At 59.8% G+C, this 21,606-nt stretch carries 24 protein-coding genes; 21 read left to right on the plus strand and 3 right to left on the minus strand.

Translation table 11 applies throughout. The annotated features are described in order from the left end of the window. Positions 1-26: 26 nt before the first annotated feature. The 5 genes from CW305_RS03820 (at position 27) to CW305_RS23335 (ending at position 4,270) form a co-directional block, all read left to right on the plus strand. Positions 27-662: a protein-L-isoaspartate(D-aspartate) O-methyltransferase gene (locus CW305_RS03820; protein WP_104097417.1), complete on the plus strand. Its 636-nt coding sequence runs from the start codon at positions 27-29 to the stop codon at positions 660-662. A 19-nt stretch (positions 663-681) separates the two neighbouring features. After that, positions 682-1,617, plus strand: coding sequence for a polyprenyl-phosphate transporter (locus CW305_RS03825; protein WP_023443764.1), 936 nt, complete (start codon positions 682-684; stop codon positions 1,615-1,617). 79 nt (positions 1,618-1,696) lie between these two features. Beyond that, positions 1,697-2,494, plus strand: coding sequence for a peptidoglycan DD-metalloendopeptidase family protein (locus CW305_RS03830; protein WP_104097130.1), 798 nt, complete (start codon positions 1,697-1,699; stop codon positions 2,492-2,494). A gap of 100 nt (positions 2,495-2,594) precedes the next feature. After that, positions 2,595-3,590 (plus strand): RNA polymerase sigma factor RpoS, encoded by a 996-nt coding sequence (gene rpoS, locus CW305_RS03835; protein ID WP_003299327.1) that lies wholly within the window; start codon positions 2,595-2,597, stop codon positions 3,588-3,590. 542 nt (positions 3,591-4,132) lie between these two features. Then, a complete protein-coding gene (locus CW305_RS23335; RefSeq protein WP_003299325.1) occupies positions 4,133-4,270 on the plus strand; it encodes a hypothetical protein in 138 nt (45 codons plus the stop codon). Between the two features lie 18 nt (positions 4,271-4,288). Here CW305_RS23335 and CW305_RS03840 read toward each other — a convergent pair whose 3' ends face one another. After that, on the minus strand, positions 4,289-5,134 hold the full coding sequence (locus tag CW305_RS03840; RefSeq protein ID WP_104097131.1) for a GNAT family N-acetyltransferase: 846 nt from the start codon (positions 5,132-5,134) through the stop codon (positions 4,289-4,291). A gap of 155 nt (positions 5,135-5,289) precedes the next feature. Between CW305_RS03840 and CW305_RS03845 the strand changes: the two genes are divergently transcribed. The 3 genes from CW305_RS03845 to CW305_RS03855 all read left to right on the plus strand — a co-directional run bounded on the left by CW305_RS03845 (position 5,290) and on the right by CW305_RS03855 (position 8,635). Then, entirely contained in the window at positions 5,290-7,227 is a 1,938-nt protein-coding gene (locus CW305_RS03845) for a sodium:solute symporter family protein (RefSeq protein ID WP_104097132.1), read from the plus strand. Positions 7,228-8,003: 776 nt separating this feature from the next. Continuing rightward, positions 8,004-8,426, plus strand: a complete 423-nt coding sequence (locus CW305_RS03850) for an HIT family protein (RefSeq protein WP_014821045.1) — start codon at positions 8,004-8,006, stop codon at positions 8,424-8,426. Between the two features lie 2 nt (positions 8,427-8,428). Further along, positions 8,429-8,635, plus strand: coding sequence for a SlyX family protein (locus tag CW305_RS03855; protein WP_014821044.1), 207 nt, complete (start codon positions 8,429-8,431; stop codon positions 8,633-8,635). 55 nt (positions 8,636-8,690) lie between these two features. On the opposite strand, the gene CW305_RS23865 is transcribed toward CW305_RS03855, so the two are convergent. After that, positions 8,691-9,290 (minus strand): cold-shock protein, encoded by a 600-nt coding sequence (locus CW305_RS23865; protein WP_044314466.1) that lies wholly within the window; start codon positions 9,288-9,290, stop codon positions 8,691-8,693. Positions 9,291-9,563: 273 nt separating this feature from the next. Next, positions 9,564-10,034 carry a Dps family protein gene (locus CW305_RS03865; protein WP_003300673.1) on the minus strand — a complete coding sequence of 157 codons (471 nt, stop codon included), beginning with the start codon at positions 10,032-10,034 and terminating at the stop codon, positions 9,564-9,566. A gap of 346 nt (positions 10,035-10,380) precedes the next feature. On the opposite strand from CW305_RS03865, the gene aspS reads away from it, so the two are divergent. The 13 genes from aspS to queE all read left to right on the plus strand — a co-directional run bounded on the left by aspS (position 10,381) and on the right by queE (position 21,558). Continuing rightward, positions 10,381-12,156 (plus strand): aspartate--tRNA ligase, encoded by a 1,776-nt coding sequence (gene aspS, locus CW305_RS03870; protein ID WP_104097418.1) that lies wholly within the window; start codon positions 10,381-10,383, stop codon positions 12,154-12,156. A 153-nt stretch (positions 12,157-12,309) separates the two neighbouring features. Continuing rightward, a complete protein-coding gene (locus CW305_RS03875) occupies positions 12,310-13,059 on the plus strand; it encodes a YebC/PmpR family DNA-binding transcriptional regulator (RefSeq protein WP_090521351.1) in 750 nt (249 codons plus the stop codon). Between the two features lie 167 nt (positions 13,060-13,226). Then, positions 13,227-13,751 (plus strand): crossover junction endodeoxyribonuclease RuvC, encoded by a 525-nt coding sequence (gene ruvC, locus CW305_RS03880; RefSeq protein WP_014821039.1) that lies wholly within the window; start codon positions 13,227-13,229, stop codon positions 13,749-13,751. A gap of 74 nt (positions 13,752-13,825) precedes the next feature. Continuing rightward, positions 13,826-14,431, plus strand: coding sequence for a Holliday junction branch migration protein RuvA (gene ruvA / locus CW305_RS03885; protein ID WP_014821038.1), 606 nt, complete (start codon positions 13,826-13,828; stop codon positions 14,429-14,431). Positions 14,432-14,434: 3 nt separating this feature from the next. Beyond that, a complete protein-coding gene (gene ruvB / locus CW305_RS03890) occupies positions 14,435-15,487 on the plus strand; it encodes a Holliday junction branch migration DNA helicase RuvB (RefSeq protein WP_003300681.1) in 1,053 nt (350 codons plus the stop codon). 51 nt (positions 15,488-15,538) lie between these two features. Further along, entirely contained in the window at positions 15,539-15,982 is a 444-nt protein-coding gene (gene ybgC, locus CW305_RS03895) for a tol-pal system-associated acyl-CoA thioesterase (protein WP_023446262.1), read from the plus strand. Positions 15,983-15,984: 2 nt separating this feature from the next. Further along, positions 15,985-16,677 (plus strand): protein TolQ, encoded by a 693-nt coding sequence (gene tolQ / locus CW305_RS03900; RefSeq protein ID WP_014821036.1) that lies wholly within the window; start codon positions 15,985-15,987, stop codon positions 16,675-16,677. An 11-nt stretch (positions 16,678-16,688) separates the two neighbouring features. Beyond that, positions 16,689-17,129 carry a protein TolR gene (gene tolR, locus CW305_RS03905; RefSeq protein WP_003300685.1) on the plus strand — a complete coding sequence of 147 codons (441 nt, stop codon included), beginning with the start codon at positions 16,689-16,691 and terminating at the stop codon, positions 17,127-17,129. Next, the gene (gene tolA, locus CW305_RS03910; protein ID WP_104097133.1) at positions 17,129-18,130 is read left to right on the plus strand and encodes a cell envelope integrity protein TolA; all 1,002 of its coding nucleotides are present in this window, start codon (positions 17,129-17,131) and stop codon (positions 18,128-18,130) included. The genes tolR and tolA overlap by 1 nt, the downstream gene beginning before the upstream one ends. After that, the gene (gene tolB, locus CW305_RS03915) at positions 18,127-19,428 is read left to right on the plus strand and encodes a Tol-Pal system beta propeller repeat protein TolB (RefSeq protein ID WP_041014614.1); all 1,302 of its coding nucleotides are present in this window, start codon (positions 18,127-18,129) and stop codon (positions 19,426-19,428) included. The genes tolA and tolB overlap by 4 nt, the downstream gene beginning before the upstream one ends. Before the next feature lie 46 nt (positions 19,429-19,474). Then, on the plus strand, positions 19,475-19,978 hold the full coding sequence (gene pal / locus CW305_RS03920) for a peptidoglycan-associated lipoprotein Pal (protein WP_003280313.1): 504 nt from the start codon (positions 19,475-19,477) through the stop codon (positions 19,976-19,978). Positions 19,979-19,984: 6 nt separating this feature from the next. Next, the gene (gene ybgF / locus CW305_RS03925) at positions 19,985-20,797 is read left to right on the plus strand and encodes a tol-pal system protein YbgF (protein ID WP_104097134.1); all 813 of its coding nucleotides are present in this window, start codon (positions 19,985-19,987) and stop codon (positions 20,795-20,797) included. 119 nt (positions 20,798-20,916) lie between these two features. Continuing rightward, positions 20,917-21,558 carry a 7-carboxy-7-deazaguanine synthase QueE gene (gene queE, locus CW305_RS03930; RefSeq protein ID WP_023446256.1) on the plus strand — a complete coding sequence of 214 codons (642 nt, stop codon included), beginning with the start codon at positions 20,917-20,919 and terminating at the stop codon, positions 21,556-21,558. Positions 21,559-21,606 lie beyond the last annotated feature (48 nt).

Here is a 21,606-nt window from a genome sequence, read left to right on the forward strand (position 1 = left end):
AAGACAGCCTGCTGCATGGGTCGGGAATGACCTCCCAACGCACCCGTGATCGCCTCATCCAGCGCCTGTACGAGGAAGGTCTTTCCAGCGCCCAGGTGCTCGAAGTCATCCGCCGCACGCCACGTCATCTGTTCGTAGACGAAGCCCTGGCGCACCGTGCCTATGAAGATACGGCGCTGCCGATCGGACACAACCAGACCATTTCCCAGCCGTTCATGGTTGCACGCATGAGCGAGCTGCTACTGGCCGACGGGCCGCTGGACAAGGTTCTCGAAATCGGGACCGGCTCCGGCTACCAGACCGCCGTGCTGGCGCAGCTGGTCGAGCGGGTCTTCTCGGTCGAGCGCATTCAGGCGCTGCAGGACCGAGCCAAGGAGCGCCTCGCCGAACTCAAGCTGCGCAATGTGGTCTTTCGCTGGGGCGATGGTTGGGAAGGCTGGCCAGCATTGGCGCCTTACAACGGGATCATCGTCACCGCAGCGGCAGCCGATGTGCCGCAGGCCCTGCTCGATCAGTTGGCGCCCGGTGGGCGTCTGGTGATCCCGGTAGGGGCCGGCGAGGTCCAGCAACTCATGCTGATCATTCGAGAGGGGAACGGCTTTTCGCGTCATCTTCTGGATACCGTACGTTTCGTGCCGCTGCTCAATGGCCCCGTGATTTGATCATTCAGCGGAAGAAAGCATGAAAGACGCTTTATTGTTGTACGCCAAGGGCATGGCCATGGGCGCAGCGGATGTGGTGCCCGGTGTCTCGGGCGGTACGGTGGCTTTCATCACCGGCATCTACGACGAGCTGCTGCGTTCGATCAGTGCGGTGCCCTATGCCATCCGCCCGTTGCTGCGGGGGCGCGTCGCCGAGGCGTGGAAGACCGCCAACGGCAGTTTTCTGGTGGTGCTGTTTGCCGGCATCCTGACCAGCATCCTCAGCCTGGCCAGGCTGATTACCTTCCTGCTGGAAGAGCATCCGATTCCCGTCTGGTCCTTCTTCTTCGGCCTGATCCTGGTTTCCGTGCATCTGGTGGGCAAGGAGATCCAGCGGCGCAACCTGTCGCGGCTGGTGAGTTTCTGCCTGGGTATCGGTTTCGCCTACTGGATAACGGTGGCGGCCCCGGTGCAATGGGGCAGTGACGGCCTGAGCCTGTTCTTCGCCGGTGCCATCGCCATCTGCGCCATGATCCTTCCGGGGATCTCCGGCAGCTTCATCCTCGTCTTGCTGGGGCTGTATCCGGTGGTGCTGGGTGCGGTAAAGAACTTCGATATCGGCGTGATGGCGATCTTCGCTGCCGGTTGCCTGGTGGGTCTGCTCAGCTTTGCCAAGTTCCTCAGCTGGCTGCTCAAGCGCTGGCGCGACCTGACCCTGGCGTTTCTGACCGGATTGATGCTCGGCTCGCTGAACAAGGTCTGGCCGTGGAAGGAAACGCTGACCTGGCGTACCAACTCCAGCGGCGAGAACGTTCCGGTCCTGCAGCAGAATCTGCTGCCCGGCGCCTATGGCGATCTGACCGGCCAGGACCCGCAGTTGCTGCTGGCCATACTGCTGGCCGTGGGCGGCATCGTCCTGGTGCTGGGTCTCGAGTGGTTCGCCGGGCGACGCCAGCCGATGACGGAAGGCGTTTGACGCACGTGTCTATGAAAGGGAGCGGGCATTGAGGCTCACAGCAGTACGGCGGTGGATTCGCGACCCTTTGGTCCGCTCGATGGTCGGCGTGCTGGTGATCGCCGGCACGCTGGTCGGTTGCGCATCCTCGCCTCCGGGCGGTGGTGTGCAGGTCGTCGATCGCAACCAGCGTGATCGTGTCACCAGTGGGCAGTACATCGTGCGCCGCGGCGACACGCTGTGGTCTATCGCTTTCCGCTTCGGCTGGGACTGGCGCGATCTGGCCCGCGTAAACGGCATTCAGCCGCCGCATGTCATCTATCCCGGTCAGCGGATTCGCTTCAGCGGCGGCGCCACCCGAACGGCCGCTGCTACCCCGCAGCCGGTGCCCAAGCCTTCTAGTCCCGCCCCATCCACCCCGGTCGTGGTCGCCAATCCGGTGCCGCGCCAGCCGGCGATCACCACACAACCTAAGCCCGCGGTTAGCCAGCCGGCGCGCACTCCGGTTACGCCTGTGACCCGCTCTGCAAGCGGTTGGGCATGGCCAGCGAACGGCACGATCATCGGTCGTTTTTCCTCAAACGGTAGTTTGAATAAAGGAATTGATATCGCTGGGGATTTGGGACAGCCTGTCCTGGCTGCTTCTGATGGGACTGTTGTGTACGCCGGCAGTGGATTACGGGGTTACGGCGAACTTGTGATCATCAAGCACAGCGATACCTATGTAAGCGCCTACGGACACAACCGCAGGCTGCTGGTGCGGGAGGGTCAACAAGTCAAGGCTGGGCAAAGTATCGCCGAGATGGGATCGACGGGTACCGACCGGGTGAAGCTGCATTTCGAGATTCGTCGCCAGGGCAAACCCGTAGACCCGCTGCAATACCTGCCAAGACGTTGACCTGTCACCTGCCTGTTCCAGCACTAGGTTGGGCTTGAGCGTAGCCAGGGACCCGCGCCGCTTGGGCCTGTTGTCGAACTCGGAACAGGACAAGAATAAAATGGCACTTAAAGACCACGCGCTGGAGTTTGACGTCGATGATGCGGTTCTGCTCATGGAAACGCCGATCCACTTCGACCAGAAAGACAAAGTGACCAAGGCTGCCAGTGCAGGCAGACCCAAGGCCACATCCAGCAAACAGCACAAGTTCATCGACTACAACCGGGCGCTAGATGCAACCCAGTTGTATCTCAACGAAATCGGTTTCTCCCCCCTCCTGACCCCCGAAGAAGAAGTGCATTTCGCGCGTTTGGCGCAGAAAGGCGATCCGGCGGGGCGCAAGCGCATGATCGAAAGCAACCTTCGCCTGGTGGTCAAGATCGCCCGACGCTACGTCAATCGCGGTCTTTCCCTGCTCGATTTGGTCGAGGAGGGCAATCTTGGTCTGATTCGCGCGGTGGAGAAATTCGACCCCGAGCGCGGCTTCCGCTTTTCCACCTATGCCACCTGGTGGATTCGACAGACGATCGAGCGGGCGATCATGAATCAGACCCGCACGATTCGCCTGCCGATTCATGTGGTCAAGGAATTGAACGTCTACCTCCGGGCCGCTCGCGAGCTGACCCAGAAGCTCGACCACGAACCCAGCCCTGAAGAGATCGCCAACCTGCTGGAGAAGCCGGTCGGTGAGGTCAAGCGCATGCTGGGGCTCAACGAACGCGTCACTTCGGTGGACGTGTCGCTTGGCCCGGACACGGACAAGACGCTGCTCGATACACTTACCGACGATCGCCCGACCGATCCTTGCGAGCTTCTGCTGGATGACGATCTGTCCAACAGCATCGACCAATGGCTGTCTGATCTGTCCGAAAAGCAGCGGGAGGTGGTTATCCGTCGTTTTGGCCTGCGCGGCCATGAAGCCTCGACGCTGGAGGAGGTGGGGCAGGAGATCGGCCTGACCCGCGAGCGTGTTCGCCAGATCCAAGTGGAGGCGCTGCGCCGTCTGCGCGAGATTCTCGAGCGTAACGGCCTGTCGAGCGACGCGCTGTTCCAGTGACATCAATGTCGTCGGGTCTGGTGCCGGGCCCGACGACAATCCCGCCGCTGCTGCACTCTTCCTGACCCCTTACACACGCGGCCTTGGGTCGATCCCTTGGCTTAATCCGCCGCGGTCGATTTTCCTGGTTGTCCTCTCCCTGTGTACGCATTTGCTTACAAGCGTTGTAAGCAAAGCCCACGAAACAACTACGGCGACCGGCGATTTATGCCCGGCTCACTACGCAAATTACTGATTTTTATATAAATTATTAGATGCTCTGGATGGGCCAGGCAGTGCTGCGGCTGGATGCCACAGCTTGTTGTCGTCACGCCGATCATTAATATCGCACCCGTGCTCAGGGATTAGCGCGGCCTTCAGGATGAAGGTCAAGGACCGCCGCAGGAAGCGGTGTCATCTAGGAAGATGAGAAGGGATACAGGGAACAAGGAAGGAGGCGGGCGGGGTCAAACCCGCCCCTTTTTTTTGCCTGCGAGAAACTCCCGCTGAACCGAGTGGCCGGGGCACGGCCTAATGGGAACAGTCCATCAGCGGAGAACCACATGAACGGCGACCAGCACAACGACCAGCCCACCAAAGAGCAGGACGACGTGACCCGTCGGCCGGATGAGGCTGACGAAGATCAGCTCGATGAGGCTATCGAAGAAACCTTTCCAGCCAGCGATCCGATCTCGCCCTGATCAACCGGAGGCGCACGCTCAAACGGCTTGTTCCTTCCCCTCCGTACGCATCAATAGCGCAGGCATGATATGCCTGCGCAACAGCGGCGCCACATCCTCCCTCGCGCATGGCGCGATCTCCATCCAACCCAGTTCTTCCAGTTCGGCCTGCACCTTCACTGCGTGGGGCAGGCGTCCGATGAACACATCCGCCTCCACCTGATGGTCCGGCTCGTTGGCAGCCGGTGCGCGGAAGTGCCCGAACGACTCGAGGTCATCATCCTCGAGCCTCAGGTCGAGTTCTTCATGAAGCTCACGCTTGAGGGTTTGCAGAGGTGTTTCGCCCGGCTCTGCCTTGCCCCCGGGGAGCATGAAGAAGCGGGTGCTGCGTTTGCGCACGACCAGGAGGCGTCCGCGTTCGTCGATCAGGCAGGCGATGGCGATGTTCAGGGTTGCAGCTGGCATGGGCATCATCCTTCGGTCATGGAGCAGGGCAATCAGTGCCTTGGTCCGTCGGTAGCGGGCCAGTCGGTCGGCCAGGGTGTCAGGCAGCTGGTCCGTCATGACGAAGCCAAGTCGCGTATAGAAATCCAGAAGTTCCGGTTTACAGAACAGCCAGACCGGTCCGCTGTTCGACATCAGCGCTTCGCGTACAAGCTGCGCGCCGATGCCGCGGCTCCGCTGCGAAGGGGTCACCAACAAGCCGGTCAGAAAATGCCCATCCGCTACTGGCGTCAGGCAGAGCCCACCCAGGATGGCGCCGCGCCGGGCCACCCAGCATGTGGCCTCGGGACGTATGCGGTTACGGCTGTTGTGGGCTCGATAGAACCTGACCAGCAGCGGCTGCAAAGCCTTGGGGAGCGGCGAATAGTCGAGAGTGGGCATGACCGACCGTGGATTCTTCGAGGGCGCTAGTCTAGCGCCTGTGCTGCGATCACCAAACGCCCTGTATCCGACCGCTGCCGTTCATCCGTTCGCTGCATCTTTTCCGTCGTCTTGGCGCTCTCACCCTTAGCGTTTCCAACGACAGGAATAACAACATGTTGGATCTACTGATTGTGCTCGCATTCGTTTTCTACGGCCTTTCGGCAGGGATGCGCGCCCGCTCCAAAGCCTCGCAGAGCCTTCACGAATACTTTCTTGCCGGACGAACCATCAAGGGCTGGCGTGCAGGTGTGTCGATGTCCGCCACGCAGTTCGCGGCCGATACGCCGTTGCTGGTCAGCGGTCTGGTCGCGACTGCCGGGGTTTTTGCGTTGTGGCGGCTGTGGATATATGGGTTGGCATTCCTGCTGCTGGCATGGGTATTCGCCTCCGGCTGGCGCCGTGCCGGGGTGCTCACCGACGCCGAACTCACTCGTGTGCGCTACAGCGGTCCCGCAGTGGTGCCGTTGCGGCTGTTCAAGGCGATTTATTACGGCACCGTTATCAACTGTGTGGTGCTGGCAATGGTACTGGTCGCGGCCATTCGCATTGCCGAGGTGTTTCTGCCATGGCACGAGTGGCTGCCGGGCGGCGTCTACGCGGTGATCATGGGCGCAGTGGAAGCCAGCGGCATACGGCTTGGTAAGAGCATCAGTGGGCTCGATCAGCTGACGACCAGCACCAACAATCTCATTTCTATCCTGTTGATCCTGACCTTCACGGCGATGTACTCGATCACCGGAGGCCTGCGTGCGGTGGTGCAGACCGATGTCATGCAGTTCAGCGTGGCGATGCTGGGTACGTTGGTATACGCCTGGTTCGTGGTGGACGCAGCCGGTGGACTGGGCGGCCTGACCGATCGGATCGTCGAGCTGTATGGCAGCGAGCAGGCGGCCAAGATGCTTTCGTTCTCGCCGCCGAGCAATGCTGGCGAGGCGCTGACGCCATTCCTGGTGATCGTCGGTTTGCAGTGGCTGTTCCAGATGAATTCCGACGGTACCGGATACCTGGCGCAGCGCAGCATGGCTTGCCCGACAGATCGTGAGGCGCGTATTGCCGGTTTGGTATTCACCTGGCTGCAGATATTCCTGCGCAGCCTGTTCTGGCTGGCGATCGCGATCGGTCTGCTGGTGCTGTACCCGTTCAGTCCGGAAGAGATGAGTGGTGAAGGCTTCACCGCTGCGCGCGAGGCGCTGTTCGTCACCGGTATCGAAGAATTGCTACCGCCGGGTTTCCGCGGGTTGATGCTGGTGGGCCTACTGGCGGCCCTGGCGTCGACCGTGGATACGCATCTCAATTGGGGCGCTTCGTACTGGAGCAATGATGTCTATGGTGGGGTCGTCGCGCCGAAGCTGCTCAAGCGCAAGCCCAAGGACAAAGAGCTGGTTCTGGTTGCGCGTCTTTCCAACGTGCTGATCCTGCTGATCGCGATGGTCATCATGGCCAACCTCGGTTCGATCCAGACGGCCTGGTTCATCTCCTTGCTGTTCGGTGCCGGAATGGGTTCGGTGCTGGTACTGCGCTGGCTCTGGGAGAGGATCAATCTGTACTCCGAGCTGACGGCAATGATCGCATCGCTGATCACCGCCCCCTTGCTGCTCTACTACCTGGGCACCGATCCGGAGCGTGAGTGGATACGTCTGGGCATCATGTCCTTGGTTACCTGCAGCGCCGCGATTCTGGTCAGCTACATCACCCCGCCCACGGACAAGGAGACGCTGGATCGCTTCTATCGCAGGGTGCGGCCGTTCGGCTTCTGGGGACAGACCGCCGTGCGTTGTGGCGTCTCGCGCCGGGAGTCGCTCAAGGCCCTCGGTGTACGCCTGTTTGCGGTAGGCGTTACGGCGCTATCGGTCTACACGTTATTGATCGGCGTGGGGCGGTTGCTGTTCCCACAGCCGGAAGGAAGTTCTGTGCTGGCGTGGATATGTATCGCCGTTGGGTTGGCCTTGACACCCGTGTGGATGTATCTCGCGTTCAGCCGTTATTTCGATGATGAACGGGAAGATGATGCGCTTGAACTTCACGAGAAGAGTGCGGATGTGGCTGGCTGATTGAATGGACAGGTTTATATGTATATCACGCAACGATTCTATAACTGCCTTTCTAATATCTATTTGAAGGCTGTTGTGCTGGCATAACAGTATTGCGCTCAAGGCTAAATTTATAAAAATCATCGAATTGACGCTTTTTTCTATTGTTTTGCATGAAAAGCCGGTCATTCGTCGATTCCTTTGAGCAGTCTCAGGGTTTACATGCTTGTCTCAGGAATACGCATTGCTATTGCGTATTTCATAACAAGCACAAAAGCAGAGGTGCCGTCATGAATCGACTTTTCAAAACTTCCTTAAGGATGGTCTGAAGTAGTTGTGTATTTCTGGCTGACTTCAGCCCCTGCCGATTTTAAAAGCGGCAAATCGATCAAAAACGCTCAGATCACCCGCTTATTTCTGTGTTTTTAGCCGCCGCGAGCACTCGGACGGCGTTAAGACAAAGCAGGCGGCGGGTTTGGCCATGTGGGTTATTAATCAGTGGCTTTGGAGTCGCGCCAGTATATCGATATGTTGTTAAATAAACGAACTACCCGCTCGGGACACTAGCGTTCGCATAGATCGTCTAGCAAGAATCGTACTCAGAATTCATGATCGGGCTAATCGGGCGTTGCGGAGAAATATTGGAGCCGCATTGCACTGAAAGGCGGCGCGTTTTCTCAGGTCAGGCACCAATCTTGTGCGCGGTTGCCAGGTTGTCGTCTGGGATGTCTGAGGTATCCTTTTTACCTGTTTCCTACGGCGCATTCGCGCGGGGTTTGCTTCGCAAGGGGAGTCTTATGTTTGTACTTGATTCACGTCTGGAGCAGGACACGTTGCTGCTTGGTGACTTCCCGCTCTGCCGGTTGCTGTTGATGAACGACGCCCAGTATCCCTGGTTCATTCTGGTGCCGCGTCGCGATGAGATTAGTGAGCTGTTTCAGCTGGATGCGGCTGATCAGCTGGCGCTGTGGAAGGAGGCCACTGCGCTGGCCGAGACCGTCAAGGACACCTTCTGCGCCGACAAGATGAATGTCGCCACGCTTGGTAATGTCGTCGGGCAGCTGCATATGCATGTCATTGCGCGGCGACGCGATGATGCTGCCTGGCCAGCGCCGGTGTGGGGCAGGCATCCGGCGAAGCCTTACAGTGACGAGCAGGTGGCAGCCATCAGGGACAAGCTAAAGTTGGTGCTGACCGATCACTTTCGTTTTGGAGTATGACTGTGGACCTTGAATCGAGAGTGATGGATCTGGAAACGCGTCTGGCGTTTCAGGACGATACGATCCAGACGCTGAACGATGTGCTCGTCGAGCAACAGCGGATCATGGAGCGTCTGCAGCTTCAGCTGCGCGCACTGGCAAAACGTCAGGAGGAAATGCAGGTTCCAATGGACGCTGGTGAGGACGAGGCGCCTCCACCGCATTATTGAATTGTGAAACGGGGCGGCGTGGTGACTTCGCCCCGTGGCAGCTTGCTCGGTCCTCCTACTCGATCGGGACGACGTCTTCGGCCTGCAGTCCCTTGTCCCGCATCATGATGGTGAACTCCACGCGCTGGCCCTCGACCAGGATGCGGTGCCCTTCGCCGCGGATGGCGCGAAAGTGGACGAATACATCATCTCCGCTGTCCCGGGAAATGAATCCGAACCCCTTGGATGTGTTGAACCATTTTACGGTGCCAGCCTCGCGCCCTACTGCCGATGGCGCGCGGGTGTTTGTGCGAGCCGGTTTTGCCTGCTTGCTCAGGCCGCGTGGCGTGGCGAGGTGCAGCAGCACGGCCACAAGGGCGAGCAGCAGGCTGGCGAGTGTTGCGGGCTGGCCGGCGATCTGCGGCAAAGCTACAAGTACGATGACGGCCTGCAGCGCGATAGATAGGAGTAGCAGCGCTGACGCAGCGATTATGACTGGCCGGGTGCGGCTGTCGATCAACTGGGCAGATGGGGCGAATTGAACGTTCAGCAGGCCAAGCATCAGCAGGCACAAGGCGTCGGGTTGCAGCAGTAGTGGCATTGCGCCGCGCAGGCTTGGAACAAAGGACAGCAGCAGGGCAATGACGCCCGCCAGGACATGGACGATCTTTAACATTCTGTATGGCTCACGGTTGATAACACGACAGAGAAGCCGCAGGCCTGGAGCTCGTGGAAAACGTTCGTCGGGTCAGGGCTGAACACTGTTCGAGAAACCGCGCGGGTCCGGGCTGCAGCGCGGCGTATTTAACAGGAAAGGAGGAGGGGGCTCAAATAAGCCTGTTCGCCGTCGTGGCTTCGGGTGCGGAGAATGCTCGAAGACGGGCTGTTTCGTAGCAGATGCGTTGCGATCTGGGCAGAGCGCATGTGGCGCTCCGCCCAGTAGCGAAACTTAGGCCGAAAGCAGGCTGCGCAGCATCCATGCAGTTTTTTCGTGGCTCTGCATGCGTTGAGTCAGGAGGTCGGCGGTCGGCTCGTCGTTGACCTTATCCAGTAGCGGGAAGATACCGCGGGCGGTTCGTACAACGGCTTCCTGGCCTTCGACCAACAGCTTGATCATCTCTTCGGCGGAGGGGACGCCTTCCTCTTCCTTGATCGAGCTCAGGCGGGCGTATGCCGCGTAGGTACCCGGCGCCGGGAATCCCAGCGTGCGGATGCGTTCGGCAATATCGTCCACGGCGATGGCGAGTTCGGTGTACTGGGTTTCGAACATGGTGTGCAGCGTGTTGAACATCGGCCCCGTAACGTTCCAGTGGAAGTTATGGGTCTTCAGATACAGGGTGTAGGTGTCGGCGAGCAGGCGCGACAGGCCCTCGGCGATGGCTGCCCGGTCCTGTTCGGCGATGCCAATGTTAATTTCCATGTTTTTCTCCTGGTGGATGGTTCAGCCGTTAGTTATGCCAGAAAAATGCGTGGTGTTGTAAAGCGATACGTTTCTGGTCGAATGCTCACCGTTGGAAGGCTCTGATCGATTCAGGGTTCCATCAATGGCCCGATTTCGAGTTGGCGAGGGCAACGGCTGCGCCGCGGTGATTATGTCGATATAATCCCGCGCTTGTGCCTGGCGGTCCCAGTGCGTGCTGCGGCGCCCGGCGTCAATGCGGTATCGCGTACGGTACATGCCGCTTGCGCAGAGCAGTCACGGTCTTGTCAGTCTGTCGCGGCTCTGGCGCCCCATCGAATTCAAGATACGAGAAGCGAACTTCACCATGATGCGCAGCCACTATTGCGGCCAATTGAACGAAAGCCTGGACGGCCAGGAAATCACTCTTTGCGGCTGGGTACATCGCCGTCGTGACCACGGCGGGGTGATCTTCCTCGATGTGCGTGATCGTGAGGGCCTGGCTCAGGTGGTCTTCGATCCGGATCGCGCCGAAACCTTTGCGACCGCCGACAAGGTGCGTAGCGAGTATGTAGTGAAGATCACCGGCAAGGTCCGCCTGCGCCCCGCTGGTGCGGTGAACCCGAATATGGCTTCCGGTGCCATCGAGGTGCTGGGCTACGAGCTGGAGGTGTTAAACGACGCCGAAACCCCGCCGTTCCCTCTCAACGAATACAGCGATGTGGGCGAGGAGACGCGACTGCGCTATCGCTTCATCGACCTTCGTCGCCCGGAAATGGCCGAGAAGCTCAAGCTGCGCTCGCGTATCACCGCGAGCATTCGTCGGTACCTGGATGACAACGGCTTCCTCGATGTGGAAACCCCGATCCTGGGGCGTCCGACACCTGAAGGCGCGCGTGACTATCTGGTGCCGAGCCGCACCCATGCCGGTAATTTCTTTGCGCTGCCGCAGTCGCCGCAGCTGTTCAAGCAGCTGCTGATGGTTGCCGGTTTCGACCGCTACTATCAGATCGCCAAGTGCTTCCGTGACGAAGACCTGCGCGCTGATCGCCAGCCCGAGTTCACCCAGATCGACATCGAGACCAGCTTCCTCGATGAAGCGGACATCATCGGTATCACCGAAGGCATGATCCGCAAGTTGTTCAAGGAAGTGCTGGATCTGGAGTTTGGCGAATTCCCGCATATGCCATTCGAAGAGGCCATGCGCCGGTACGGCTCGGACAAGCCCGACCTGCGCATCCCGCTGGAACTGGTGGATGTTGCCGATCAGCTCAATGCTGTCGAGTTCAAGGTGTTCTCCGGTCCGGCCAATGACCCGAAAGGCCGCGTTGCCGCGCTGCGCGTCCCGGGTGCGGCGAGCATGCCGCGCAGCCAGATCGACGATTACACCAAGTTCGTTGGCATCTATGGGGCCAAGGGCCTGGCCTATATCAAGGTCAATGAACGCGCCAAGGGCGTTGAAGGCCTGCAGTCACCGATCGTCAAGTTCATCCCGGAAGACAACCTCAATGTGATTCTCGATCGCGTCGGTGCGGTTGATGGCGATATCGTTTTCTTCGGTGCAGACAAGGCGAAGATCGTTTCCGAGGCCCTGGGTGCGCTGCGCGTCAAGATCGGTCACGACCTCAAGCTGTTGACCTGCGACTGGGCGCCGCTATGGGTGGTCGACTTCCCGATGTTCGAACAGAACGATGACGGCTCGCTGAGCGCGCTGCACCACCCGTTCACCGCGCCGAAGTGCTCGCCTCAGGAGCTCGAGGCCAATCCGGCTGCGGCGCTGTCGCGTGCCTACGACATGGTGCTCAACGGTACCGAGCTGGGTGGCGGTTCGATCCGTATCCATCGCAAGGAAATGCAGCAGACTGTGTTCCGCATTCTCGGCATTGATGAGGCCGAGCAGGAAGAGAAGTTCGGCTTCCTCCTCGATGCGTTGAAATTCGGCGCTCCGCCACATGGTGGTCTGGCCTTCGGTCTGGATCGCCTGGTGATGCTGATGACCGGTGCGCAGTCGATTCGTGAAGTGATTGCCTTCCCGAAAACCCAGAGTGCGGCGGACGTCATGACCCAGGCGCCGGGTGCGGTGGACAGCAAGGCGCTACGCGACCTGCATATCCGTCTGCGCGAGCAACCGAAGGCGGAGTAAGCGCTACCCGAAGCCTGGTTCTGCCAGGCTTCTTCGTCTTGCAGCTCTGAGTGCGAGACATTACGGCGATAGCCGGCCGCTGTCTTTATCGAGTGGTGACAGACGGATCCGGTTATCGAGATTTTCTGATTCAGTCGAAGAATGGAGTGAGTTATGGCTGGTCATTCCAAATGGGCCAATATCAAGCACCGCAAAGAGCGTCAGGACGCCAAGCGGGGCAAGATCTTCACCAAGCTGATCCGTGAGCTGACCGTGGCGGCCAAGCACGGCGGCGGCGTGCCGGCGGACAATCCGCGTCTGCGATTGGCCGTGGACAAGGCGCTGACAGCCAACATGTCGCGTGACGTCATCGATCGCGCCATCGCCCGGGGCGCAGGCTCCAGCGAAGCGGACAACATGACCGAGCTGAGCTATGAGGGTTACGCGCCAAGCGGGGTGGCGATCATCATCGAGGCCATGACCGACAACCGCAACCGTACCGCGGCCGAAGTGCGTCACGCCTTCAGCAAGAACGGTGGCAATCTCGGTACTGACGGCTCGGTCGCCTACATGTTCGATCGTAAAGGCCAGATCAGCTATGCGCCCGGCGTCGATGAAGACGCGCTGATGGAAGCGGCGCTGGAGGCGGGCGCCGACGACGTCGTCAGTCAGGAGGATGGGTCGGTCGAGGTCTATACCAGCTTCGCCGATTTCCTCTCGGTCAACGAAGCGCTGACAGAAGCCGGATTCCGCGGCGACGAAGCAGAAGTGGCGATGATTCCCTCCATCATGGCGCCCATCACCGACGTCGAGACGGCGCAGAAGGTTCTGCGTCTCATCGATGCGCTGGAAGATCTGGATGACGTGCAGAACGTCTACCACAACGCGGAAATCTCCGACGAGATCATGCAGCAGCTGGGCTGAATGTCGTGGTGTCCGCAGCCGGGAGCCGCATTGCTGGGCTCCCGGCTTTTTTATAGGCACGCATCGCTGGCAACGTAGTGACTATCTGGGCGCATATTGTTGTCGGTGGCGGAGACGGCAGCGCCTCCGTATACTCGCCACTGGATAAATAGACAGCACGGCACGGCATGACGCTGATTTTGGGTATCGATCCCGGCTCTCGAATCACCGGCTACGGCGTCGTACGGGACACCGGCCGCGGTTGTGAATACGTCGCCTCTGGTTGCATTCGTACCGGCACCGGCGAGCTGCCTGATCGCTTGCGTGCCGTTTTCAGTGGTGTGAGCGAGGTCATTCGGACCTATGGCCCGGTAACGATGGGCATCGAGCAAGTATTCATGGCGCGTAATGCCGATTCCGCGCTCAAGCTCGGCCAGGCTCGGGGTGCAGCCATCGTTGCTGGCGCGGAGGCAGGTCTGCAGATCGCAGAGTACACCGCGACGCAGGTCAAACAGGCCATCGCCGGAACGGGCGGGGCTGATAAGCAGCAGGTGCAGATGATGGTCATGCACCTGCTCAAGCTTCTGGAAAAACCCCAGATCGATGCTTCGGACGCGCTGGCCATTGCGTTATGTCATGCGCATCACCGGCAAAGCCTCATTCCGCACGGCCTGGCCGGCGCCAAGCGACGAGGCGGGCGGTTGCGTCTGTAGTCGGCGCAAACTCTCTTGGTTGAACGAATAATCGACTGGTCGTCAGCGGATGCGATGGCCATGGAGGAAACAGCTTGATCGGACGTTTGCGTGGCACGCTGGTGGAAAAGCAACCCCCACATCTGATTCTCGATGTCAACGGTATCGGCTATGAGGTCGAAGTGCCGATGACGACGCTGTATCGCCTGCCGGCGGTCGGCGAGCCGGTGACGCTGCATACGCACCTCGTCGTGCGTGAAGACGCACAACTTCTTTATGGCTTCGCCGAGAAGCGCGAGCGCGAGCTGTTCCGTGAGCTGATCCGTTTGAACGGTGTGGGACCGAAGCTGGCGTTGGCGTTGATGTCCGGACTGGAAGTGGATGAGCTGGTGCGTTGTGTACAGGCGCAGGATACGTCGGTCCTGGTGCGCATTCCAGGCGTTGGCAAGAAGACCGCCGAGCGGCTTCTGGTGGAGTTGAAGGACCGCTTCAAGGCGTGGGAGAGCATGCCCGCCATCGCGACCTTCGTGGTTGAACCCGGGAGCAAAATGGCAGTCACAAGCGCCGAGAATGATGCGGTCAGCGCGTTGATCTCCCTGGGCTTCAAGCCACAGGAAGCCAGCCGTGCAGTGTCCGCCATACAGGAAGATGATTTGAGCAGTGAAGAAATGATCCGCCGCGCCCTCAAGGGCATGGTGTAAGCCATGATCGAAGCGGATCGTATCGTCACGGCAGGCAGTCGCGATCGCGACGAGCAACTGGATCGTGCCATTCGGCCACTCAAGCTGGCCGAGTACATCGGTCAGCCGGTCGTGCGCGAGCAGATGGATCTGTTCATCCGCGCCGCCAAGGGCCGTCAGGAAGCGCTCGATCACACGCTCATCTTCGGTCCGCCGGGGCTGGGCAAGACTACCTTGGCGAACATCATCGCCGAAGAGATGGGTGTGTCGATCAAGAGCACGTCGGGCCCGGTGCTTGAGCGACCGGGTGACCTGGCCGCATTGCTGACCAATCTGGAGGCGGGCGACGTTCTGTTCGTCGACGAGATCCATCGCCTTTCGCCCATTGTCGAGGAGGTTCTGTACCCGGCGATGGAAGATTTCCAGCTGGATATCATGATCGGCGAGGGGCCTGCGGCTCGCTCGATCAAGCTGGATCTGCCGCCGTTCACCCTTGTGGGCGCCACCACGCGGGCCGGTATGCTGACCAATCCATTGCGAGACCGATTCGGTATCGTCCAGCGTCTGGAGTTCTATTCCACCGAGGACCTGGCGACCATCGTCAGCCGTTCCGCCGGTATCCTCGGTCTGCCGACCGAGCCGGAGGGTGCATTCGAGATTGCCCGTCGGGCGCGAGGGACGCCGCGTATCGCTAACCGCTTGCTACGTCGTGTGCGAGATTTCGCAGAAGTGCGGGGTCGTGGCGAGATCACCCGGCAGATTGCCGACCTTGCCTTGAACATGCTCGACGTCGATGAGCGAGGCTTCGATCATCAGGATCGCCGGCTGCTACTGACCCTGATCGAGAAGTTCGACGGTGGACCGGTGGGGATCGACAGCCTGGCCGCTGCGATCAGTGAAGAGCGGCACACCATCGAGGATGTGCTCGAGCCGTACCTCATCCAGCAGGGCTACATCATGCGCACGCCGCGCGGTCGGGTCGTGACGCGTCACGCCTATCTCCATTTCGGCCTCAACCTGCCCAAGCGCATGAGCGATGCTCCAACGCCGGATCTGTTCGATGGCGACATAGTTTGAAGAAAATATTGTTCTGTTACCCGATTGGCATTTACAGGGCCGAGCACTAGTATGCGCGCGCAAGCCGGAGCTGAAATCTTTACCCACCGCTGTCGAGTCTATTACGAGGACACCGACGCGGGCGGCATTGTCTACTACGTCAATTACCTCAAATTCATGGAGCGAGCTCGTACCGAGCGGTTGCGCAGCCTGGGATTCGCCCAGTCGCAGCTGGCCGGTGAGGACTTGCTGTTCGTCGTGCATTCGGTCGAAGCCCGCTACCGAGCACCGGCTCGCCTGGACGATGAATTGCTGGTGACGGCCGAGGTGGTTGAGGTGAATCGCGCCAGTCTGCGGTTTCGCCAGCAGGTCCGGCGTGCACTAGATGATGTTCTGCTTTGTGAGGGGCAGGTGCTGGTTGCCTGCGTGCGTGCCGAAAGTTTGAAACCCCGAGCCATTCCCGAAGCGCTGCGTGTCGCCTTCGCTGGCTCGGGTCTATCCCCTGCAGGAGAGTAAGCGTGGAAGCCAACGTCGATCACATGTCCATGTGGAGCCTGATCAGCAACGCCAGCTTCGTGGTGCAGCTGGTCATGCTGATTCTGGTGGCCGCTTCGGTCGCATCATGGATTCTGATTTTTCAGCGCGGCAGTATGCTGCGTGCCGCGAAGCGAGCACTTGATACCTTCGAAGAGCGCTTCTGGTCCGGTATCGACCTGTCCAAGCTGTATCGCCAGGCAGGCAGCAACCCGGATCCGGATTCTGGCGTCGAGCAGATCTTTCGCGCCGGCTTCAAGGAATTTTCCCGTCTGCGTCAGCAGCAGGGTGTCGATCCCGATGCGGTGATGGATGGGGTCAATCGCGCCATGCGCGTGGCGATTTCCCGTGAAGAGGAAAAGCTCGAGCAGAGCTTGCCATTCCTGGCCACCGTTGGTTCCACCAGCCCTTACATCGGCCTGTTCGGTACCGTCTGGGGGATCATGAACTCCTTTCGCGGCCTGGCTCAGGTTCAGCAGGCAACTCTAGCGACTGTGGCGCCAGGCATCGCCGAAGCGCTGATCGCTACGGCGATCGGTTTGTTCGCCGCGATTCCTGCGGTGATCGCCTACAACCGTTTCGCCGCGCGGGGCGAGATGCTCATCGGTCGTTATTACACCTTTGCCGATGAGTTCCAGGCCATCCTCCACCGCAAAGTTCACACCACCGAAGACTGAGGCCCACGGCCATGGCCAGAATCCGCAACAGACGCAAGCCCGTCGCCGAGATGAACGTGGTGCCTTACATCGATGTGATGCTGGTGCTGCTGGTTATCTTCATGGTCACGGCGCCGATGCTCAATCAGGGCGTCAAGGTCGATCTGCCCAAGGTCAGCAGCGAAGCCTTGCCGCAGGATAACGACAAGCAGGTGCTGACCATTTCCATCAAGGCTGACAAAACCTATTACTGGAACGTCGGTAGCGAGGTCGATACCGACAGCAAGGGCAACGAGGCCGTCGCACTGGCAGACATGACGCAGGCTGTCGTTGCCATTATGCGCCAGCGTCCGGATACCCAGGTGTTCATCCGTGGCGATCGCGCGGTTGATTATGGTTCGGTGATGGAGGCCATGGGCGGTCTGCAGGAAGCCGGCGTGGGTAATGTCGGTCTGATCACCGAGGCGCCTTGATGCAGCAGCGTGAGTCATCGCCTTCGCAGAGCTACTTCTGGCCGACCGTGCTGGCGGTCGCTCTGCACGTCATTATTTTCGGCATGCTGTTCGTCAGCTTTTCGATGACGCCCGAGCTGCCGCCGTCCAAGCCGATCGTTCAGGCCACCTTGTATCAGTTGAAGTCGCAGAGCCAGGCGACGACTCAGACCAATCAGAAGATTGCCGGCGAAGCGAAGAAGACTGCTGCCAAGCAGTTCGAAAGCGAGCAGATGGAACAGCGCAAGGTCGAGCAGCAGAAGCAGGCCGCTGCCGCCCGTGCTGCGGAACAAAAGAAGGCGGAAGAGGTTCGAAAGGCGGATGCAGCGAAAGCTGCAGCCGATAAAGCGGCTGCGGCGAAAAAGGCCGAGGAAGCCAAGAAGGTCGAACAGCAGAAGCAGGCCGATATCGCCAAGAAAAAGACTGCTGAAGAACTGGCCAAGAAGAAGGCAGCAGAGGAGGCCAAGAAGAAGGCCGCTGAAGAAGCCAAGCGCAAGGCGGCTGAGGAAGCGAAGAAGAAAGCTGCCGCCGAAGCTGCCAAGAAAAAAGCTGCTGAAGATGCCAAGAAGAAGGCTGCGGCAGAGGCCGCGCGCAAAGCGGCAGAAGACAAGAAGGCGCAGGCGCTTGCCGAGCTGCTCTCTGACACTACCGAGCGCCAGCAGGCACTGGCTGATACCCATGGTGATCAGGTTGCCGGCAACTTCGATGATCTGATCCGGCTGCGTGCAGCAGAAGGCTGGACCCGACCGCCGTCGGCGCGCAATAACATGACCGTGCAGCTCCAGGTAAACATGCTTCCGGATGGCACTATCACCAACGTCAGCGTCTCCAGATCGAGCGGAGATGTGCCATTCGACAATTCTGCGGTTGCCGCAGTAAAGAACATCGGTCGGCTGACGGAAATGCAGGGCCTGAGCCCGCAGGACTTCCAGCCTTACCGGTCCTTCAAAATGACATTTACGCCTGAGGATCTTGCGTTGTGATCAACTCCCTTCGAGGTCTACTTGTCCTGCTCTGCTGCCTGGCGGGAATGGCGGTGGCGCAGGAAAAAAACATCGTCGTCACCAGTGGTGCCGACCGTGCGATCCCGATCGCGGTCGTTCCATTCGGTTGGCAGGGCGGCACCGTACTGCCTGAGGACATGGCGGAAATCGTCGGCAACGACCTGCGCAATTCCGGTATTTTCCAGCCCATTCCGCGGCAGAACATGATCAGCATGCCGACCCGCGGCAGCGAGATCATCTATCGCGACTGGAAGGCTCTGGGCGCCCAGTACGTGATGGTCGGCAATATCGAGCCGGCCGGTGGCCGCCTTCAGGTCCGTTACGAAGTGTTCAACGTAACGACCGAACAGCAGGTGATGACTGGAACCGTTGGTGGTTCCCCGGATCAGTTGCGCGACATGGCGCACCATGCGGCGGATCAGTCCTTCGAGAAACTCACCGGCATCAAGGGCGCGTTTTCCACGCGTCTGCTGTATGTGACGGTTGAGCGGCTGGGTGGCGCCAACACGCGCTACACGCTGCAGCGTTCGGATTATGACGGCGCTCGGGCGGTGACTCTGCTGCAATCGCGCGAGCCCATCCTCTCCCCGCGTTATTCGCCGGACGGACGCCGGATTGCCTATGTGTCCTTCGAGCAGAAGCGTCCACGTATTTTCATCCAGCACATCGACACGGGTCGCCGCGAACAGGTCACCAACTTCGAAGGTTTGAACGGTGCGCCGGCATTCTCGCCAGATGGCAATCGCCTGGCGTTCGTACTGTCGAAAGATGGCAATCCGGAAATCTATGTGATGGACCTCGGCTCGCGGCAGTTGCAGCGCCTGACCAATCACTACGCGATCGATACCGAACCCTTCTGGGGTGCTGATGGTCAGACCATTTATTACACCTCTGATCGTGCTGGCAAGCCTCAGGTCTACAAGCAGCGGTTGGGCAGCAATTCGGCTGAGCGTGTGACGTTCGTTGGCAACTACAACGCCAACCCGAAGCTGTCGGCCGACGAGAAGACGCTGGTCATGATCCATCGCCAGGACGGTTACACAAACTTCAAGGTTGCTGCGCAGGATCTGCAGCGTGGCAATTTGCGAATACTCTCGGATACCAGTCTGGATGAATCGCCCACTGTTGCGCCTAATGGCACCATGCTAATCTACGCCACCCGCCAGCAGGGCCGGGGAGTCTTGATGCTCGTGTCCATCAATGGACGCGTTAGGCTCCCGCTTCCTACAGCTCAAGGCGAAGTCCGAGAGCCGTCCTGGTCCCCTTACCTGAACTGATGCGGTATCAACGCTTTTAACCAAAACACACCTGGGGTTGTTACAAATGGAAATGCTGAAATTCGGTAAGTTCACCGCTCTGGCTCTGGCCATGGCTGTTGCTGTCGGTTGTTCCTCCAAAGGCGGCGACGATTCGGGCGAAGGTTCGGGCGCGATCGATCCGAATGCAGGTTACGGTGCTGATTCCGGTTCCGTCGATAGCAGCATGAGCGAAGAAGCCGCTCTGCGCGCCATCACTACCTTCTACTTCGAGTACGACAGCTCCGACCTGAAGCCGGAAGCCATGCGCGCTCTGGACGTTCACGCCAAGGACCTGAAAGGCAACGGCGCTCGCGTCGTTCTGGAAGGCCACACCGACGAGCGTGGTACCCGTGAGTACAACATGGCTCTGGGCGAGCGCCGTTCCAAGGCCGTACAGCGTTACCTGGTACTGCAGGGCGTTTCCCCGGCTCAGCTGGAGCTGGTTTCCTACGGCGAAGAGCGTCCAGTTGCCATGGGTAACGACGAGCAGTCCTGGGCCCAGAACCGTCGCGTCGAACTGCGCAAGTAATTCGTCATGCGTAAGTACCGTCATGCTCTGACTCTTACAGTGCTCGCGCTGCCGCTGATGGCGGTGGCTCAAGTGCCGGTGGTGGATTACGAAGAAGGTGCCGCTAGTGGCAACTCGGATTACTCCACCGCCGCGCCGAGCGGTGACGGTGCCTATGCCGGAGGTGGAGCCACCGCTCCATCTTCGGCACAGGGCATGCTCTTCATGCAGCTACAGCAGATGCAGGAAGAGATCGCGCAACTGCGCGGCATGCTTGAGGAACAACAGAATCAGATCCAGCGCCTGCAACAAGAGGGGCTGGAACGCTATCAGGACCTGGATCGCCGTCTGTCCAGCGGATCCGCGGCAGGCAATCAGCCTGCTCCGTCCAGTAATACGGCGGCGTCAGCTGGAAGTTCGGCACCCGCCGCTGCCAGCCACGGCCAGTCGCAAAGCGCATCGGGCGATCCTGCAAAGGAAAAGCTCTATTACGACGCTGCTTTCGACCTGATCAAGGCGAAGGATTTCGACAAGGCCAGCCAGGCTTTCGCTGCATTCCTGCGCAAGTACCCTGACAGTCAGTACGCTGGCAACGCCCAGTACTGGCTTGGCGAGGTCAACCTGGCAAAGGGCGACCTGCAAGGGGCCGGTCAGGCGTTCGCTCGAGTGAGCCAGGCGTATCCGCAGCACAACAAGGTGCCGGATTCCCTCTACAAGCTGGCAGATGTTGAGATCCGTCTGGGTAATCGGGACAAGGCGCAGGGCATTCTGCGTGAGGTCATTGCCCAGTATCCGAATACATCGGCTGCACAATTGGCTCAGCGTCAGCTCAATCGCTGAGGCACACTGGCGAGACGAACGAAACCCGCCCATCGCGCGGGTTTTTTCGTTAGAATCGCCGCCCCTATTTCCCGCAACGGAGGCGGATGGCCTGTTTAGCCGTCACGCCCGTGGCTGATATGACCCTGCGAATTACCGAGATTTTCTACTCGCTGCAGGGGGAGACGCGGACCAGTGGATTGCCTACTGTGTTCGTTCGCCTGACCGGCTGTCCCCTGCGCTGTCAATATTGCGATACCGCCTACGCATTCAGCGGCGGAGAGTTGATGACGCTCGACGCGATCGTCGAGCGGGTTGCCTCCTACAATCCCCGTTACGTCTGCGTGACCGGGGGAGAGCCGCTGGCGCAGCCCAACTGCGTGCCTTTGCTGCAGCGATTGTGCGATGCGGGATATGAGGTTTCACTGGAGACCAGTGGTGCACTCGATATCTCCGTGGTGGATGAGCGTGTCAGCCGTGTAGTGGACCTGAAAACACCGGGTTCCGCCGAGGTCGCGCGTAACCGCTACGAGAACATCGCCTGCATAACGCGCAACGATCAGGTCAAGTTCGTCATCTGTTCCCGCGAGGATTATGACTGGGCTGTCAGCAAGCTGATCGAGTACGGGCTGGATCGACGTGCCGGAGAGGTGTTGTTCTCGCCGAGTCACGGTCAGGTCGATGTTCGTGCCCTTGCGGACTGGATCGTTGCTGACAATCTGCCGGTGCGCTTGCAGCTTCAGTTGCACAAGATTATCTGGAACGACGCGCCCGGCCACTGAGTCGCTGGCATTGGCGGCTCGTCCCTGGCTGGTCGTGCTCATCCGTTT

The organism is Stutzerimonas kunmingensis (assembly GCF_002929225.1).
Lineage (GTDB): Bacteria > Pseudomonadota > Gammaproteobacteria > Pseudomonadales > Pseudomonadaceae > Stutzerimonas.